Genomic DNA, 16361 nt, shown 5'->3' on the forward strand with positions numbered 1-16361 from the left:
GAATTCACAATTTGTCTTTTAACCTCATAAAAGGACATTTGGATGCGCTATTATCATCATCATTGCTTAAATAATATTGCTTCCATTCAAGAGTGTCTTCATTTCCATACCATTTTAGATCAGGATGAACTGAAATGCCATCATATGCAACAAGGCGTTTACGTATCAATTTTCTCATTTTGAGTCCATTATCAATAGAGTTGTTAATTTCATCGAACACCCAACGTGGCTGAAATACTATGAGAAGAGATGGAAAATGACGACTCTTTCGTAATGTATGAGCAGGTGTGGCACAGAAAACAAAATAAGGTTCTCCATCAAAACAAAATTCCCATTTATGATGAGAGGGATATATTGGCATATCTGTTGGCCAATCTTTTTCATCAAATGTTGTCAGCTTATTTAAAATGGACCAAAATAATTTGCGAAAGTCCTCCAAGTCATAGTCCTCAATAATTTCCTCTGGCGTTTCCAAGAAAATAGCTAAAGCGGTATTTTTCCCTGCATCACGTGAACATTTTCCATACTCCCTCAAGCAGTTTGCAAGATCATTTATAGAACTTAGTTCCCGAGGATCTCCTACAAAACTAAACCTAAGGTAATTCGATAAAAATCCATGTCTTGCTGGGAAACACGGATACGTATTGTCTTCGTCTGCAATCATGGAAGAGAAGGATGTATAAGCTGATTGTTGCCATAATGGAAGTGTTTCAAAATGTACATCTATCCAGCGTTTTTCTAAAAGACCTTTCACTTCAGATGCCTCCTTCTATACTTAATTACTTTATTAATGGAGGTACAAATGGGTGACTATCGGTCTGGAACTATTTGAAAATCGGCAGATATGCTTCATAAAAAAACTAACACCATTATTGGATAATCCTCTCCAATTGATAGTAACTGTAACAATCGTGAGTTCATAAACTTTTCTAAAATTGCTAACGGGGTTTATGGAATTATCGCTCAAGAAGATGCTTAGAAATATGTCAATACTGTAGAATAATAGTTGCACTAAGCTATGCATATCAGATGTTTTGATAATACTGCCCCGTATATTCAAAACCTAAAAATAGTATTAAGTAGCTAAGGGGATTTATTAATTTTATGATAGTTCAATATTCAGAAATGTATAAGAAGCACTGTTAATCAAGCAAGACTCTTTTAAGATATTTTAGTTGACTGTTTACCCACGGGGGTATAATATGGTGTTTGTAAGAAAGTTGTTAGTGATTTGCGAAAGTATGGGTACTTGCAGTTCTACGAATGAAGGAAGAAGGAAAGAGTTAAAAGTAGGTAATCTTACAGCATAGTGCAGTACATTCTGGTTTCTAGTGAAAATTTGTGTAATAGTTACAGATACAGATAATCTTCTGAAATGTATTAAAAGAGCAGATGAAGACAACTCAAAAAACAAGTGTTTAAGGAAGCAGTAAATGTAGTCGGGAAAAGTCACTAAGGCTTGCGACTATTTATTTTTATAATAAATAATACCCCTGGTGGTATAAAGGAGTTTAGAATGGAGAAGAAAAGAACGACAATCGTATTATTTAGCGGTGATTATGATAAGGCGATGGCAGCATACATTATTGCAAATGGGGCAGCCGCATATGATCATGAAGTAACAATTTTTCACACCTTTTGGGGTATTAATGCACTTCGTAAACAAGAAGATTTAAAAGTGAAGAAAAGTTTCCTTGAAAAAATGTTTGGCAAAATGATGCCACGAGGTGCAGAACAACTCGGTTTATCAAAAATGCAAATGATGGGTATGGGCCCGAAAATGATTAAGCACGTTATGAACAAACATAATGCCTTAACATTAACGCAATTGATTAATATGGCACAGGAACAAGATATTAAATTAGTATCCTGTACGATGACAATGGATCTACTAGGACTTCAACAAGATGAATTAATAGACGGAGTACATTATGCAGGCGTTGCAGCGTACCTAGCAGATGCTGAAGACGGCAATGTTAACTTATTCATCTAAAATATATTTTTTTATAATAAATAATACCCCTACGGGTATGGAGGTATAAGAGATGTTAAAAGCAGATATGCAATTAGATGCTAAAGGCCTTACTTGCCCTATGCCAATCGTCAAAACGAAAAAAGCAATGGCTGACTTAGTAGATGGTGAAATTCTTGAGGTACAAGCAACAGACAAAGGATCAAAGGCAGATTTAGCTGCATGGGCAGGTAATATTGGACATCAGTATATTGGTACTATTGAAGAGAATGAGATCCTATATCACTATATTCGCAAATGTTCAAATGACATAAATGTGGAAGAAACATTTGAATATACCATTTCAAATGAAGAAATCACAAGTCGTCCTGGAGTGATCCTAGATGTTCGTGAAGAAGTTGAATACGCATTCGGTCATATAGAAGGTGCAATATCCATTCCATTGGGCGAGCTTGATACACGGATAAAAGAATTGGATATGGATAAGGAAATTTATGTGATTTGCCGAACAGGTAAACGTAGTGATATGGCTGCACAAAAGTTAGCAAACGCTGGATTTAATAAAGTATACAACGTACTACCTGGGATGACAGCCTGGACAGGTGATTTAACAAAAAAAATATAATTGGTGGAGGGAAAATCAATGTCAAACAAAGTAGCTATTATCGCTAGTAACGGTGGTCTTTTCGATGCTTATAAAGTATTTAATATCGCAACAGCTGCAGCTGCTTCTGAGAAAGAAGTTACGATTTTTTTTACATTTGAAGGCTTAAATTTAATTCATAAACAAGCAATGCAAGCATTATCAATGCCAGAAGGGGTTGAGTTCATGGCTGAAGGTTTCGCAAAAGCAAACGTTCTGACAATTCCTCAATTAGTGGAAATGGCACTAGAGTTAGGTGTGAAATTCATTGGGTGTCAAATGACAATGGATGTTATGGGCTTAACTATAGTAGATTTCGTTGAGGGGATTGAAGTGGGTGGAGCTGTTACATTCTTAGAATTTGCAAAAGATGCTTCTCCAACATTAACATTTTAGTTTAATGTGTATTTAATATTGCTATTAATCCGTGCAGTAGGAGCATTTTCTACTGCATAAAAAATCGTGAAAATAATACCTATGGGGGTAAAGTGGATATGACAGTAAATACATGTACTGCAGCAGATGTTGCACGTAAAGTTATCGAACAGAAGGAGTTATTCATTTTAGATGTACGAAATGCAGATGCATTTGAAGATTGGAAAATTGAAGGCCAGAAATTTGAGTATTTAAATATACCTTATTTCGAGCTACTTGATGGTGTAGAAGAAATCCTTCCAAAAATCCCAACGGATAAAGATGTATTAATAGTTTGTGCAAAAGAAGGTTCATCAATTATGATCGCTGAAATGCTTTCAGATGAAGGACTTGATGTTTGTTATCTTGCAGGAGGCATGAAATCTTGGAGTATGTACTTAGAGCCAATTAAAGTAGGCGAACTTCCGAACGGCGGTGAATTATACCAATTTGTACGTCTGGGTAAGGGATGTCTTTCATACATGGTGGTTTCTGATGGAGAAGCAGCTTTAATTGATGCGGTACGTTTTACGGAAGTATTTACAAACTTTGCTCATGAAAAAGGTGTTGAAATAAAACATGTATTTGATACACATTTACATGCTGATCACATTTCAGGTGGTAGAGCCATAGCAACCGCGACTGGTGCAAAGTATTACCTACCAAAAGCCGATGCTACAGAAGTTGTTTTCGAATATACAGAACTTGCAGATGGTTTAACAGTAAAACTAGGTAGCTCAACTATTGATGTTGGTGTGTTATATTCACCCGGTCATACAATTGGATCAACTTCTTTAGTAATCGATGGTCAATATTTATTTACTGGTGACATTTTATTTATCGATTCAATTGGCCGTCCTGACTTAGCTGGCCTTGCAGAGGACTGGGTAGGTGACCTACGTGAAACGCTTTATAGACGTTACCGTGAATTACCAGAGGACTTAATCGTTCATCCTTCGCACTTTATGAACATTGAGGAATTAAACGAAGATGGTACTGTCGCTAAACGCTTAGGTGATTTATTTGTAGAAAACCACGGGTTGAATATCGAAGACGAAGAGGAATTTCGTACGCTTGTAACAGAGAATTTACCACCACAGCCAAACGCATACCAAGAAATTCGACGAGTGAACATGGGTAAAATCACACCAGATAATGAAGCGCAAACAGAGATGGAAATTGGTCCAAACCGTTGTGCTGTAAGATGATTTTTTGAAATTAGAAACAGATGGTAGAAATGTGATGTATATGTTTGCATAATACTCAAATGCAAGTTGAATAAGGAGAGGCAAGGATCTTTTCCAACATAAACAATAAAACGAATTGAAAAGAGGAAATAAACATGAATATCATAAAAACTTTAGACGTAAAAGGGTTAGCCTGTCCGATGCCAATAGTAAAAACTAAAAAAGCAATCGATACAATTGCTTCTGGTGAAGTACTAGAAGTATTGGTAACGGATAAAGGCGCATTAAATGATTTTACAGCCTGGGCGAAAGCTGGAGGTCACAATATCGTAGAACAGAAAGAAGATGCAGGTGTATTAAGCTTCTTCATAGAAAAAGCATAAAAGAATAAATGAGCGGGTACTCGAGCAATCGATGCTCGCTTTTTTAGATAGGAAGAAGGAGAAAAAATGAGTTTTTCATTAATAACTGTCTTATTTTTCATTGGTTTTGTAGGTTCATTTATTTCCGGTATGCTTGGTATTGGTGGCGCTATTATCAAATTTCCGATGCTGCTATATATTCCGGCATTACTTGGTTTAACAAGTTTTACTTCTCACGAAGTTGCTGGAATTAGTGCAGTCGAAATACTGGTGACATCGATTGCGGGTGTATGGGCGTATCGTAAAGGCGGATATTTAAATAAATCATTGATTTTTACAATGGGTATAGCAGTATTAGCAGGTAGCTTACTTGGTAGCTTTGGGTCGAATGAGCTATCGGCAGAAAATATAAACGTCGTGTACGGAGTGTTTGCATTACTTGCAGCAATGTTGATGTTTATTCCTCGTAAACAAATTCCTGATGTGCATGTGCATCAAGTGCAGTTTAATAAATCTCTTGCAGCTGGCTTAGCGTTTATCGTTGGCATAGGTTCCGGTATTGTTGGAGCAGGAGGTGGTTTTATATTAGTACCTATCATGCTTGTCATTTTAAGAATCCCAACCCGTATAACAATCGCCTCTAGTCTAGCAATTACATTTATTTCTTCCATAGGTGGATCAATTGGGAAAATAACAACTGGACAAGTGGAATGGGGGCCAGTGTTAGTGCTAGTAACGGCAAGTTTGATTGCAGCGCCAATCGGAGCCAAGGTCGGTAAAGCAATGAATACAAAATTATTACAGATGTTTCTAGCAATGCTCATTGGTGCAACTGCTATAAAAATTTGGGTGGACATTTTAATGTAGAAGAAATTGTGGATGCAGGATACGCAAATATATCCTGCATTTTTATATTGAATGTAAGCAATAGAGGATAACTAAGGTGTATGAATGGTTATTTTTGTGACTTTTTATTTCTTATCCCAACAATTAGAGCAAAGTCTATTAGCTAATTTGCTGTATCCGAACAGCTTTATAGGAGGGATAGATGGAAATACTTTGTTTATTGGTACTTATTAATTTTTTTATAATGTAAAGTGAACTTGACTATTAATAAATTGTAAATTAAAATAAATGTAAAGTGAACTTTACTAAGAAGATGGAGATAAAATGAAAAATAACATTAAAGTATTTCGGGTAAAACATCATTACACGCAAGATGATCTTGCCGAAAAGTTAGAAGTATCAAGACAGACAATTATTTCACTGGAGAAGGAACGATACAATCCTTCCATTACTTTAGCCTTTAAAATTTCCCGATTATTCAACTGTTCAATTGAACATGTTTTTATTTATGAGGAGAAATAAAAATGGAAAGAATGTGGATGGGGATTGGAATGTTTACATTTGTAGTGGTAATTCGTTTAAAGAGAAGTGAAGTAAATTCGACTACTTAGTATTTACTTAATTCTAAGTTGAATTATCTTAATAATCACTTTATTAAGAGTTCAAAGCGAAAGTTATTATTCTAAAGTGCATCCAAGTGACTTAATCTACTTGATTTTTTTTAGTGTATATTCTGATTCTAATAATGCCAAATGGTAACTAATCAATCTCTAATAAAGAATGTACTTATAATAGGGGGAAACGCATTGAAACGTCTTTTCGTTAATTATGTACTACCATTATGGATACCCATTGCAATAGGATTAGCTTTATCTTTAGTATCGACACTGCTTATGGTTTCACAGCCACTCGTCATGAAGAATCTTATTAATACACTTACTGGTGGACAAACGACTTCTTTCATTAGAAATGTTACACTACTTATTTCAATTCCTATAGTAGCTACTATAATCTCCTATATTCAAACGTATTTCCTATCTGGCATTGGTCAAAAAATCTCACAAAAACTCCGTGAGGATACATTTCAAAGTATGTTAAATCAACCAACAGAGTATTTGGACAAAAATTCAGCTGGCACCATGTATCAAAATGTGCAAGACTCTTTAATGGTTGGTGATGGCTATATTGATTATGAGCTGGTGCCAGCCATATTATCTGTTTTTACCTTACTAATAACTTTTGGATCCATGCTATTGCTTGATGTACCTATTAGCTTAATAATTTTAGCATTTTCATTACTGACAGTTTTCTTAACAGCAATGACAGGAACTAAGGTTAAGGATGTTGAAAATAAATATAGAGGTGCAAGAATAGGTAGTGCTGATTTTCTTCAGGAAGTGTTGGCTAACGTTCGAACAGTCCGTCTTTTTACAAATAGAGATAGAGAAATTGCAAATTGGAAGAAGTGGTTGGAAATAGATCGTAGTTTCTGGATGAAAAGACGACTAATTTCAGATTTAAATGTAAATGGTATATTGATTTTTATTCAATCGCTCTGTTTAAGTATTGTCATTATTTATGGATACATAAGAGTTCAAAATGATTTGCTAAGCCTCGGCAGTATCGTTGCTTTTATAGCTTATGTGCCTATGGTTTTTCAATCTGTGTCAAGTTTACAAAGAGCACAGCTCGGCACAAAAAAGGTTAAAACTGTAATCAATCAAATTTATACTTTGCTTGATTCGCAGTCAGAGCTACCTGAAAACAAAAGGAAAAATATTGAAGATGAAGCTTTGGGAATTGAGTTTAAAAACGTAGATTTTCATTATCCAGACCGTCAAGAAGGGTTAATAGATATAAATTTTACCGCAAAGCAAAATTCGACTACCTTGATTGTTGGCCCAAGTGGAGTAGGGAAAAGTACAATAATTGATTTAGTCACTTGTTTGTACTATCCAAATAAAGGTGAAGTGAGCATTGCAGGTATTCCTACTGTTGATTGGAACAAAGACGAATTACGTAAACAAATCGGAATCGTACCTCAAAGCGTTGTCATCTGGAACCGTACTTTAAGAGAAAACCTCTTGTATGGCATATCAAATGCGAATCAAATATCTTCCGAACGAATTGATGAAGTAATAAGAATCACTCGATTAGAGTCATTTGTAAAAAAATTGCCTGATGGATTAGAAGAGGTTCTTGGACCTAACGCAGTTCAAGCCTCATGTGGGGAACGGCAGCGGATTGCATTGGCACGTGCATTGTTGAGAAATCCAGCGATTCTTATATTTGACGAGGTAACATCGGCATTAGACCCTATATTAAGCGCGGAAATCACGGAGTTGATTTGGAGTAAAGAATTGGTTTCAACTAAAATTATTGTCAGCCATAGACTTTCTTTTGCTTCACGAGTAGATCAAATCCTTGTCGTGGACACTGATGGAACCATTACATGCGGTAAACACAATGACTTAAAAGATAATCACCCACTTTACAGACAGTTAGTAATGGCAGATGAGTTTCAAGATAATCAAGAAATAGAAAGTCATAGTTTTAGTAAATGAATATGATAAGTTATTTTTAATGATGTAGATGCTAAGCAAATATCTTGAAGTCAAATATATTAAGTTAGGTAGGCCATTTTCGTATTATGAAAGTTAAATAATAATAATTTCAAGAGCTGTCCAAAATCATAGGGCAGCTTTTTTCTATTCATATACTTTTCAAAAGTCAAATTCGTTTAGTTCTTTTCTCTCTCAAAGTTGAATAAACTCTTAGCAGGCTCATATTTATTAAGATTCAAGGAAAAAGGCGTTTTATAAAAAACTTTAGACGAAAAATAGTAATTAAGGGAACTATATATTGATGAATGTTAGAAATGCCAATTAAAGAGATTCAAATGATAAGTGAAAATAAGAATGCGTTTTGAATTCTATTGTTGGTTTTATTAAATAAACTATTAACTACATCGTTTTAGTCATCATAATCATATTGGAGGAGCGGAGCGATTGCTTGTAGATATTCATAATCATATTTTACCAGGACTTGATGATGGGCCAAAGTCAATTGAAGAGGCTATGTTACTTGCCGCAAATGCAGTAGCCAATGGGATAACACATATTATTGCTACCCCTCATCATCATGATGGCAAATACTTGAACCCATCCTCTTTAGTTGAAGAGGCTGTATTCAATTTCAATAAGGAACTGAATAAAAGAGCTATTCCATTGAAAATTCTACCAGGGCAAGAAACACATATATACAATAGCTTGATTTCTGATTTAAATAACAATCTATTGACACTAGCTAATAGTGGAAAATATATATTAATAGAACTTCCGATAAATCATATTCCGCCCTTTACTTTTGATGTTCTGTTTCAAATACAGTTAAAAGGTTATATTCCCATAATAGTTCATCCTGAAAGGAATATGGTATTTAGAAAAGACAAGCAGAAGCTATATGACCTAGTGAATAAAGGATCTCTCGTACAAGTAACAGCTTCCAGTCTGATAGGTGTAAATGGTAGAGCCATAAAAAAATACATAAAGTATTTGATTAAACATAATATAGTCCATTTTATATCTTCAGATGCGCATCATCATTTAAAGCGTCCGTTTTTATTGAAAGCTGCATACAAATACATACGAGAGAAATTCTCCGAGGGACATGTATCTTATTATAGTGAAAATGCAAAACACGTAATAAATGGCACTAGTTTTCAACCGAAACGTCCGATTAGTTTCATAAAAAGGCGAGATTAATAGACTAAATGTCTTTAGTATAGAACGGCAAAATAAAGGAGGAGACAACTCTTATGGAAGAAACGATTAGTCTACATGACATATTCAAAACATTAAAGAAAAGAATCTTTCTCATCATTAGTACATTTATATTAGCAGTTTCTATTGCAGGAGGAGTTAGTTACTTCTTGTTAACACCGGTTTATGAAGCGTCTACACAAATACTAATTAGTAAGAAAGAATCTAAACAGAACCAATTTATGGCACAGGACGTTCAGGCGAATCTACAGTTGGTCAACACATATAGCGTCATCATCAAAAGCCCTATTATTTTATCAAAGGTAGTTGATACCTTAAATTTAGATACCAGTTTAGAAACTCTTAATAAAAAATTAAATGTGAGCAGTGAGCAAAATTCACAAGTTATTAACGTGAGTGTTCAGAATCCAAACCTGGAAGATGCTGTAGATATAGCTAATACAACCGCAGAGGTATTTCAAGAAGAAATTCCAAAATTAATGAACGTTGATAATGTTAAGATACTTTCACCAGCAGTCGAAACCAAAAATAGTAAACCAGTTAGGCCTAATCCTATTCTTAATATGGCAATTGGAGCTCTAATTGGTTTAATGATTGGGGTAGGAACGGCATTTCTTATTGAATATTTAGATAAGACTATAAAAACAGAGCAGGATGTTAGTGAATTAGTAGAATTACAGATTCTTGGTCTTATTAGTCCAATTTCACAAAAAAAATCGAAAAATAAAAAAAATAATAAAAAGAGAAGAGGGGAGTAGGATGTTTAAGAAAAGGAGGAAGGAACAGCGAAGAAAGCTTGTGACGAGTACTGATCCAAAATCAATTGTTTCAGAGCAATTTCGAATGGTACGAGCGAATATCAAATTCTCCATGAAGGACAAGCAACTAAATACATTGCTGTTTACTTCAGCTTCAAAAGGTGAGGGCAAGTCAACAGTAGCAGCTAATACTGCTATTGCATTTGCACAAGAGGGTAAGAAGGTACTTCTTGTAGACGCAGATTTGAGAAAACCTACTATACATCATACGTTTAATAAGCCACTCTCTCCGGGATTTACCAACTTGCTAATGATTCAATGGAAGATTCAAGATGTGGTTGAAGAATCTGGTATTAAGGGGTTAGATTTAATCACTTGCGGACCAATTCCTTCGAATCCTGCTGAACTCCTTGGATCTAATTCGATGGACGGTTTTATGAGAGAGGCGAAAGATAAATATGACATTGTAATATTCGATGCCCCACCAGTTCTTTCAGTAGCAGACGCACAAATTTTATCTGAAAAGTGTGATGGTACGATTCTAGTGATCAGTTCGGGGACAACAGAGAAAAGGTTTGCTATAAAAGCTAAGGAAGTTCTTCAAGCGTCCAAAGCAAACATAGTGGGAACAGTTCTTAACAATTTTAAACTTGAAAAGAATCATTATTATTACCAGTATTATTAGGGAATAGAGTAGATAACTTTGTGCGGATTTTCAAATTGAGTAATGGAAGGAGAAGATGATGAAACGAAGAGTTTTACATATTCTAAGCTCTGATGGACTTGCTGGTGCTGAAAATGTAGCCATCTGTATTATAAAAAATTTATCTGAATTCTCCGAATCTGTTTACTCTTCACCAATGGGGAGTATTGAAAAAATACTGGATAGTAGAGGGATTACTTATTTACCTATGAATAAGTTATCAATTATGCAAATAAGAAAAGTAATGAAAAAATGGAAGCCTGATATAATCCATGCACATGATTTCACTGCGACGCTTTTAAGTTTAGTAGCAACCTTTAATACGCCTGTAGTATCACATATTCATCAATTTCCAGAATGGTTGAAAAGCGTAAATAAATTATCAATTCTTTTTTTCTTAGCATGTATAAAAATCAAAAAAATAATAGTAGTTACACCTGCAATTAAAGAATCTACATTTTTGTCTCGAATATATAATGAAAAATCAATTGTCATAAAAAATATTGTAGATGTAAATTGGATAACAGAAAAAGCTTCTCTACCTACTGAGAAAAGTTATGACGTAGCATTTGTAGGGAGATTGGAAGATGTGAAGGATCCAATTCGATTTATTAATATTATCTCAGAAATAGTTAAAGAGATCCCAAGCATTTCTGTAGTTATTATGGGGGAAGGAAGACTAGAAGGACAATGTAGAGATTTAATAAAAAAATTAGATTTAGAGAGGAATATTGATCTAATAGGATTTATGAATAATCCATATCCTGTATTACTAAACTCTAAAATTTTAGTAATGACATCTAAATCTGAAGGTTTACCAATGGTCGCGATTGAAGCGTTGTCTATGGGCAAGCCTATAGTAGTTCCTAACCTTGAAGGAATAGAGAGTATTGTTAATAGTAAATGTGGAGTTATTTGCAATGAAGATCAAGAATTTATTACTGCGATATTGAAACTTTTGCTAAAAGAGAAAGAATATGAAGAGATGTCTTTAAGTGCTTCTAAAAAAGCGGAAGAAATGTTTAATATGGCAGACTATAAGAATCAGTTGCAGCAGGTGTATAGAAGTGTCCTTTGAACAACAAAAAGAAAATGCTACCTATACCTTCGAAAAAACTGGTCCATTCTTCCGGCGAAGTTTAGGGTATTTAGACTTATATATCATCGGATTTTGTATTCTAAGTGATAAGTTATTAAATATTAATTTACTGGTTTATTGCTTAGGTATTTATTTGGCTTTCCGTATATTATTCGTATCACCAGACTATGCTTTTGCTGTTTTAATCTCATTAGTACCAAACTTAGCGGTAATGTTTATCCCAATTCCAGGTTTGTCTGTTCCAATAATAAATGTCTTAATTGGTATTGCGCTTTTTAAAGTTATGATTTCAAATTTTAAGACTCCCATTAATAAGAGTTATCTTTTTATTATTGGATTGTTTATTGCTTATGAATGGAGTCATATTTTTTATTATGATATTAAATCAATTATCTTGCTATTTAGTTGGAGTTTTGCAATTTTATATGTTTCTTTATATTTCTTTTATTCTCTGAAGTCATATAATCATAAAGTTGTCATTATATATTCTATCGCGGGTGTATTGATTTCTATATTCTATGGGACGTTAGATTTTTTTGAGAAATACGGAACTCTGATGTCGAATAATGCCACTATTAGATTTAAAGGTGGAGCCGGAGATCCAAATTATTTTTCAATGTATGTAATGATTTCGTTGTTTCTACTTTTATATCTCGTAAAACGTGAGACAAATAAATTTTTTAAATTCATTTATCCATTGTTATTTGTCTTTTTAGTTGGGTTCGGTGTACTCAGCTTATCGAGAATGTTTTTATTAGTTATTTCATTGTTATTAGTGTTATTACTTATAAAGATTATTTTTAGATTGAAAAAAAATAAAAAGATATTGTTTTTTATTATGTCGGTAATTGGTTTTCTTGTTCTGTTTTCAATTTTCTTTATTTCGGAATTTACATCAGTCTTAAATTTACTACTTTCAAGATTTACAGATTTTATTGATGATCCATCTGCTCTTACTAGTAATAGAAATGTACTAGCTGAACAATATATTGAATTATTAATGGCGGATACAAAAGACATGATTTTCGGAATGGGAATTCAAGATTATCACCTCAGGTCAGGCATCCAACTTCAAGCGCATAATATCATTTTAGAACTTCTTGTAGTATGGGGATTAGTAGGATTTCTAGTTTTTATCTTGTTTATAGCAACATTTTTGAAATTTAGCAATGTTTGCAGATTTAATGTAAAAAACGATTTTATTAGTTGGCTACCTATTATTTGTATGGGGATCAGTTATTTGTCTCTAAATGCAATGTCTAACGAAAGTTTTTTCCTGTTACTCCTTTTCGCTATAAAAAACCTTCAGGAGTTTGATTCACTGGAGCACGATTTGATGAAGAACGAGTATGGATAATAATTAATGTAGCATGGCAACATAAATAAAAAGAAAAGAAGGACAAATCATAGAAACTATAAAAAAAACAGCTGTTCTTTTGATGGTCATTACAATTCTATCAAAAGTTACCGGATTTCTACGGGATATCACACTATCCTATTTTTATGGTGCTACTTCAACGAGTGATGCATATATTATTTCCATCACGATTACATCTGTATTATTTAGTCTTATTATTTCAGGGATATCCACTGCATATATCCCTATGTTTAAACAAATCGAACATAGTGAAGGGCAGCGATCTGCGACATACTTTACAAATAACCTCATCAACATTGTACTGATAGTTACAACTGCGGTCATAGTAATTGGTCTTCTATTTTCTGACGTGTTGGTGAAATTATTTGCTTTAGGATTTGATGGAGAAACATTAAGAATTGCTGTTCTTTTTACTCGAATAGGTTTAGTAGGCATATATTTTACTAGTGTAACTCAGATTTTCAGTGGTTATCTACAGTTGTATGGAAAATTCACAGTACCAGCTATGGTTGGGTTGCCTTTTAATTTTATTATTATCATTTCAATTATAGTAAGTACTCAAACTAATATTGTTGCATTAGCGATTGGAAGTGTTCTAGCTGCGTTTATTCAACTAATATTCTTATTCCCCTCATTAAAGAAGACAAATTATAGTTACGTTCCTATTGTGCAGTTCAACGACGAGAAAATAAAGAAAATGGCAGTTATTGTTTTCCCTATTATGATAGGAATATCTATTGACCAAATCAACTTGATGGTTGATAAAACTCTTGCTTCTACTTTAGTGGAGGGGGGAGTTTCTGCTTTGACATATGCTAGTCGATTAAATGATTTTGTACAAGGTATATTTGTTCTGTCATTCGTGACTGTCATGTTTCCACTTATCTCTAAAATGGCTGTACAAAAAAATAAAGAAGACTTCAAACAATCAATTAGTGAGGTTATTTCGGTTGTCATTTTGATCGTAGTTCCTGCTAGTGTCGGAATAATGATTTTGGCAGAGCCTATTATAAGGTTACTTTTTGGACATGGACATTTTGACGAACGTGCAATAGAAATGACAACTCATGCACTCTTCTTCTATTCAATAGGTATGATAGGGTATGGTATCCGCGAAATTTTAAATCGCACTTTTTATTCTTTACAGGATACAAAAACCCCTATGTACAATGCTTCTATGGCCGTTATATTGAACATTATATTAAGTATTATTTTATCTTACTTTATGGGAATCAGTGGGATTGCTTTAGCTACGAGTATTTCTGCACTTTTCTGCTCAACATTGTTAGTTATCAAGCTTCGAAAAAAAATTGGTGCGTTCGGTTTGAAAGGGAATTTCATCACCTTTATGAAAGTAACATTTGCGTCCAGTGTAATGGGAGGGAGTGTATATATTTTTAACAACTATATACTAACAGATTGGAATGTTTTTTTGAAAATGAGTGTAGTCATCCTGATAGGTAGCAGTATCTATTTCCTATTAATTACATTATTAAAGGTGAAAGAGTCAAAACTACTTGTAAATTTCTTTGTGGATAAAATTCGTCCAAAACAAACCTAACCCGAATGGAGGATAATTTGGAGCTCATTCAGATTACTACGTATATGGACTTGGGGAGATATGAGAAAGAATGGTCTGCTATTTTAGAAGAAAATGATAATACGAATCCATTTATCGAATATGAATTTGTTTATAATTGGTGGAGATTCTTAGGGAAGGAAGAAAAAGTAGAAATATATGCAGTAAAAGAAAATAATCGTATGATTGCATTCTTTCCATTTCAATCAGAAAAAACTTGGTATGGATATATTCTTCATTTTTTAGCACTTGGGGATGCGAATTATATGGATATTATTGCAAGGAAAAGAGATATAGACCGAGTCATCATGTTTGTATTTGATGCTTTAATAAAGAGGAAAAAGAGCGTAGTTTTTTATCTACATGGATTATTAGAAAGTGTAGAAACACATAGTAAACTTTCGAATTATTTGAAAGCTAGAAATATGAAGGAACGATATTCTCGTATTGTCACTCCTTATATTGATTTGGATAATATTTCGTATGAAGAGTACATGAAACCTCGTCATAAGTTACATGGATTAGATCGAAGGGAAAAAAGGTTGAGGGCACTTGGCGATGTTCAACTACAAATTTCATCTGCGACGGAGATGGATCAAGTATTTAAGGTGCATCAAAAGCGATGGGAAAAGAAAAATGATACGAGTGGGTTTTCTAGTAATCGAAAACAAGCTTTCTTTAAATACTTAGCTGAACAGAATGATGGGAAATTGAGTGTACGCTTATCTACATTAACATTACAAAATGAAATGGTCGCTTTTACGTATGGTTTTGCATGTAGAGGAAGGTATTTAGGATATGTATTAGGACATGATTCAGATTTTGATGTATACGGTCCTGGTAGAATTTTAGTAAAAGAGAAGATTAAACGAAACATAGACGATGGATTTCATAAACTCGATATGAGCATCGGATATGAACCGTATAAGTTGGAATGGAATACAAATTTTGATTATACGAGAAAAACAGTTTTCTCTACAAATACGTTTAGGGCTAGTATGTTTCGGAATTTTCTTTGGCTAAAAGAAAAGGTGTTTTCTAAGATTAGAAAACACTATTCTATTGTTATTTTTCGCCGAAACACAATTGGTAAGTTGAAATATTATTTTCGAAATAAGGAGAAATTTCGTTTCTGGAAAGATATTTGGAAGAATAGACTGCAACCTTTTGTTTATGAGCAAAAGCAATATTTAATAGCAAAGATGACAGTTAATGAAATGAGATTAAATAGTCATTTTGAACAAATAACGCTTGAAATGGCTCTTTCAATGAAGAATGATAGAAAAGAAATACTTCAAAAAATATATAACGGATATAAAGGTTATTACTCAACTGACGTCAATAAAGTATTTTGGGTAAATGAAAATGTCATTAGACTAGACGATATTGAAGTCGTTGTAAACTTAAAGAAAAAAAGCATTTATATTAGAGATTGGGAAAATGAAAACTTAAAGCAAATTCTTTCTTTTGTTCAGGCTAAATATCGTCCAAAATTCATTTTTGTACATGTAAATAAGCGTGATAAAAAAAGAGTTCAATTACTCCAATCAAATGAATTTGAAATCACTGAAAGGCTTTCTTACTTAAGAGTTTTAGGGAAGAAAAAAGTAAAAAAAGAAGTAGAAATTTAAAAGAGAA

General features: G+C 33.6%; 16 protein-coding genes. 15 read left to right on the top strand and 1 reads right to left on the bottom strand.

Translation table 11 applies throughout. The annotated features are described in order from the left end of the window. Positions 1-4 precede the first annotated feature (4 nt). Complete coding sequence (locus ACQKM9_RS08375; protein ID WP_427733935.1) at positions 5-754, bottom strand: YqcI/YcgG family protein; 750 nt, start codon at positions 752-754, stop codon at positions 5-7. Between the two features lie 762 nt (positions 755-1516). Between ACQKM9_RS08375 and ACQKM9_RS08380 the strand changes: the two genes are divergently transcribed. The 15 genes from ACQKM9_RS08380 to ACQKM9_RS08450 all read left to right on the top strand — a co-directional run bounded on the left by ACQKM9_RS08380 (position 1517) and on the right by ACQKM9_RS08450 (position 16354). Then, a complete protein-coding gene (locus ACQKM9_RS08380; RefSeq protein WP_427733936.1) occupies positions 1517-1993 on the top strand; it encodes a DsrE/DsrF/DrsH-like family protein in 477 nt (158 codons plus the stop codon). A 52-nt stretch (positions 1994-2045) separates the two neighbouring features. Beyond that, on the top strand, positions 2046-2597 hold the full coding sequence (locus ACQKM9_RS08385) for a sulfurtransferase TusA family protein (protein ID WP_427733937.1): 552 nt from the start codon (positions 2046-2048) through the stop codon (positions 2595-2597). A gap of 18 nt (positions 2598-2615) precedes the next feature. Further along, positions 2616-3011: a DsrE/DsrF/DrsH-like family protein gene (locus ACQKM9_RS08390; RefSeq protein WP_427733938.1), complete on the top strand. Its 396-nt coding sequence runs from the start codon at positions 2616-2618 to the stop codon at positions 3009-3011. A 98-nt stretch (positions 3012-3109) separates the two neighbouring features. Further along, positions 3110-4237 (top strand): MBL fold metallo-hydrolase, encoded by a 1128-nt coding sequence (locus ACQKM9_RS08395; protein WP_427733939.1) that lies wholly within the window; start codon positions 3110-3112, stop codon positions 4235-4237. Between the two features lie 134 nt (positions 4238-4371). Next, the gene (locus ACQKM9_RS08400; protein ID WP_053416158.1) at positions 4372-4599 is read left to right on the top strand and encodes a sulfurtransferase TusA family protein; all 228 of its coding nucleotides are present in this window, start codon (positions 4372-4374) and stop codon (positions 4597-4599) included. A 66-nt stretch (positions 4600-4665) separates the two neighbouring features. Continuing rightward, positions 4666-5445, top strand: a complete 780-nt coding sequence (locus ACQKM9_RS08405; protein WP_427733940.1) for a sulfite exporter TauE/SafE family protein — start codon at positions 4666-4668, stop codon at positions 5443-5445. 303 nt (positions 5446-5748) lie between these two features. Continuing rightward, positions 5749-5946 (top strand): helix-turn-helix transcriptional regulator, encoded by a 198-nt coding sequence (locus ACQKM9_RS08410; RefSeq protein ID WP_427733941.1) that lies wholly within the window; start codon positions 5749-5751, stop codon positions 5944-5946. A gap of 284 nt (positions 5947-6230) precedes the next feature. Continuing rightward, entirely contained in the window at positions 6231-7988 is a 1758-nt protein-coding gene (locus tag ACQKM9_RS08415) for an ABC transporter ATP-binding protein (protein ID WP_427733942.1), read from the top strand. A 444-nt stretch (positions 7989-8432) separates the two neighbouring features. Then, positions 8433-9188 carry a tyrosine-protein phosphatase gene (locus ACQKM9_RS08420; protein WP_427733943.1) on the top strand — a complete coding sequence of 252 codons (756 nt, stop codon included), beginning with the start codon at positions 8433-8435 and terminating at the stop codon, positions 9186-9188. 53 nt (positions 9189-9241) lie between these two features. Then, positions 9242-9964 carry a YveK family protein gene (locus ACQKM9_RS08425; RefSeq protein ID WP_427733944.1) on the top strand — a complete coding sequence of 241 codons (723 nt, stop codon included), beginning with the start codon at positions 9242-9244 and terminating at the stop codon, positions 9962-9964. Position 9965: 1 nt separating this feature from the next. Then, positions 9966-10649: a CpsD/CapB family tyrosine-protein kinase gene (locus ACQKM9_RS08430; protein WP_427733945.1), complete on the top strand. Its 684-nt coding sequence runs from the start codon at positions 9966-9968 to the stop codon at positions 10647-10649. 58 nt (positions 10650-10707) lie between these two features. Beyond that, a complete protein-coding gene (locus tag ACQKM9_RS08435) occupies positions 10708-11745 on the top strand; it encodes a glycosyltransferase (RefSeq protein ID WP_427733946.1) in 1038 nt (345 codons plus the stop codon). Continuing rightward, on the top strand, positions 11735-13123 hold the full coding sequence (locus ACQKM9_RS08440; RefSeq protein WP_427733947.1) for an O-antigen ligase family protein: 1389 nt from the start codon (positions 11735-11737) through the stop codon (positions 13121-13123). The genes ACQKM9_RS08435 and ACQKM9_RS08440 overlap by 11 nt, the downstream gene beginning before the upstream one ends. Positions 13124-13181: 58 nt before the next feature. Then, positions 13182-14705 carry a murein biosynthesis integral membrane protein MurJ gene (gene murJ, locus ACQKM9_RS08445; protein WP_427734129.1) on the top strand — a complete coding sequence of 508 codons (1524 nt, stop codon included), beginning with the start codon at positions 13182-13184 and terminating at the stop codon, positions 14703-14705. A 5-nt stretch (positions 14706-14710) separates the two neighbouring features. Then, on the top strand, positions 14711-16354 hold the full coding sequence (locus ACQKM9_RS08450; protein WP_427733948.1) for a GNAT family N-acetyltransferase: 1644 nt from the start codon (positions 14711-14713) through the stop codon (positions 16352-16354). Positions 16355-16361: the final 7 nt, after the last annotated feature.

Source organism: Viridibacillus sp. NPDC093762 (genome assembly GCF_050279675.1).
Lineage (GTDB): Bacteria > Bacillota > Bacilli > Bacillales_A > Planococcaceae > Viridibacillus.

What these genes read in the sequence shown, in the direction of transcription:
- ACQKM9_RS08390 (WP_427733938.1), top strand. Translation starts at nt 2,616, where the DNA reads ATGTCAAACAAAGTAGCTATTATCGCTAGTAACGGTGGTCTTTTCGAT.
- ACQKM9_RS08400 (WP_053416158.1), top strand. Translation starts at nt 4,372, where the DNA reads ATGAATATCATAAAAACTTTAGACGTAAAAGGGTTAGCCTGTCCGATG.
- ACQKM9_RS08410 (WP_427733941.1), top strand. Translation starts at nt 5,749, where the DNA reads ATGAAAAATAACATTAAAGTATTTCGGGTAAAACATCATTACACGCAA.
- ACQKM9_RS08435 (WP_427733946.1), top strand. Translation starts at nt 10,708, where the DNA reads ATGAAACGAAGAGTTTTACATATTCTAAGCTCTGATGGACTTGCTGGT.
- ACQKM9_RS08425 (WP_427733944.1), top strand. Translation starts at nt 9,242, where the DNA reads ATGGAAGAAACGATTAGTCTACATGACATATTCAAAACATTAAAGAAA.
- ACQKM9_RS08385 (WP_427733937.1), top strand. Translation starts at nt 2,046, where the DNA reads ATGTTAAAAGCAGATATGCAATTAGATGCTAAAGGCCTTACTTGCCCT.
- ACQKM9_RS08395 (WP_427733939.1), top strand. Translation starts at nt 3,110, where the DNA reads ATGACAGTAAATACATGTACTGCAGCAGATGTTGCACGTAAAGTTATC.
- ACQKM9_RS08430 (WP_427733945.1), top strand. Translation starts at nt 9,966, where the DNA reads ATGTTTAAGAAAAGGAGGAAGGAACAGCGAAGAAAGCTTGTGACGAGT.
- ACQKM9_RS08380 (WP_427733936.1), top strand. Translation starts at nt 1,517, where the DNA reads ATGGAGAAGAAAAGAACGACAATCGTATTATTTAGCGGTGATTATGAT.
- ACQKM9_RS08450 (WP_427733948.1), top strand. Translation starts at nt 14,711, where the DNA reads ATGGAGGATAATTTGGAGCTCATTCAGATTACTACGTATATGGACTTG.
- ACQKM9_RS08405 (WP_427733940.1), top strand. Translation starts at nt 4,666, where the DNA reads ATGAGTTTTTCATTAATAACTGTCTTATTTTTCATTGGTTTTGTAGGT.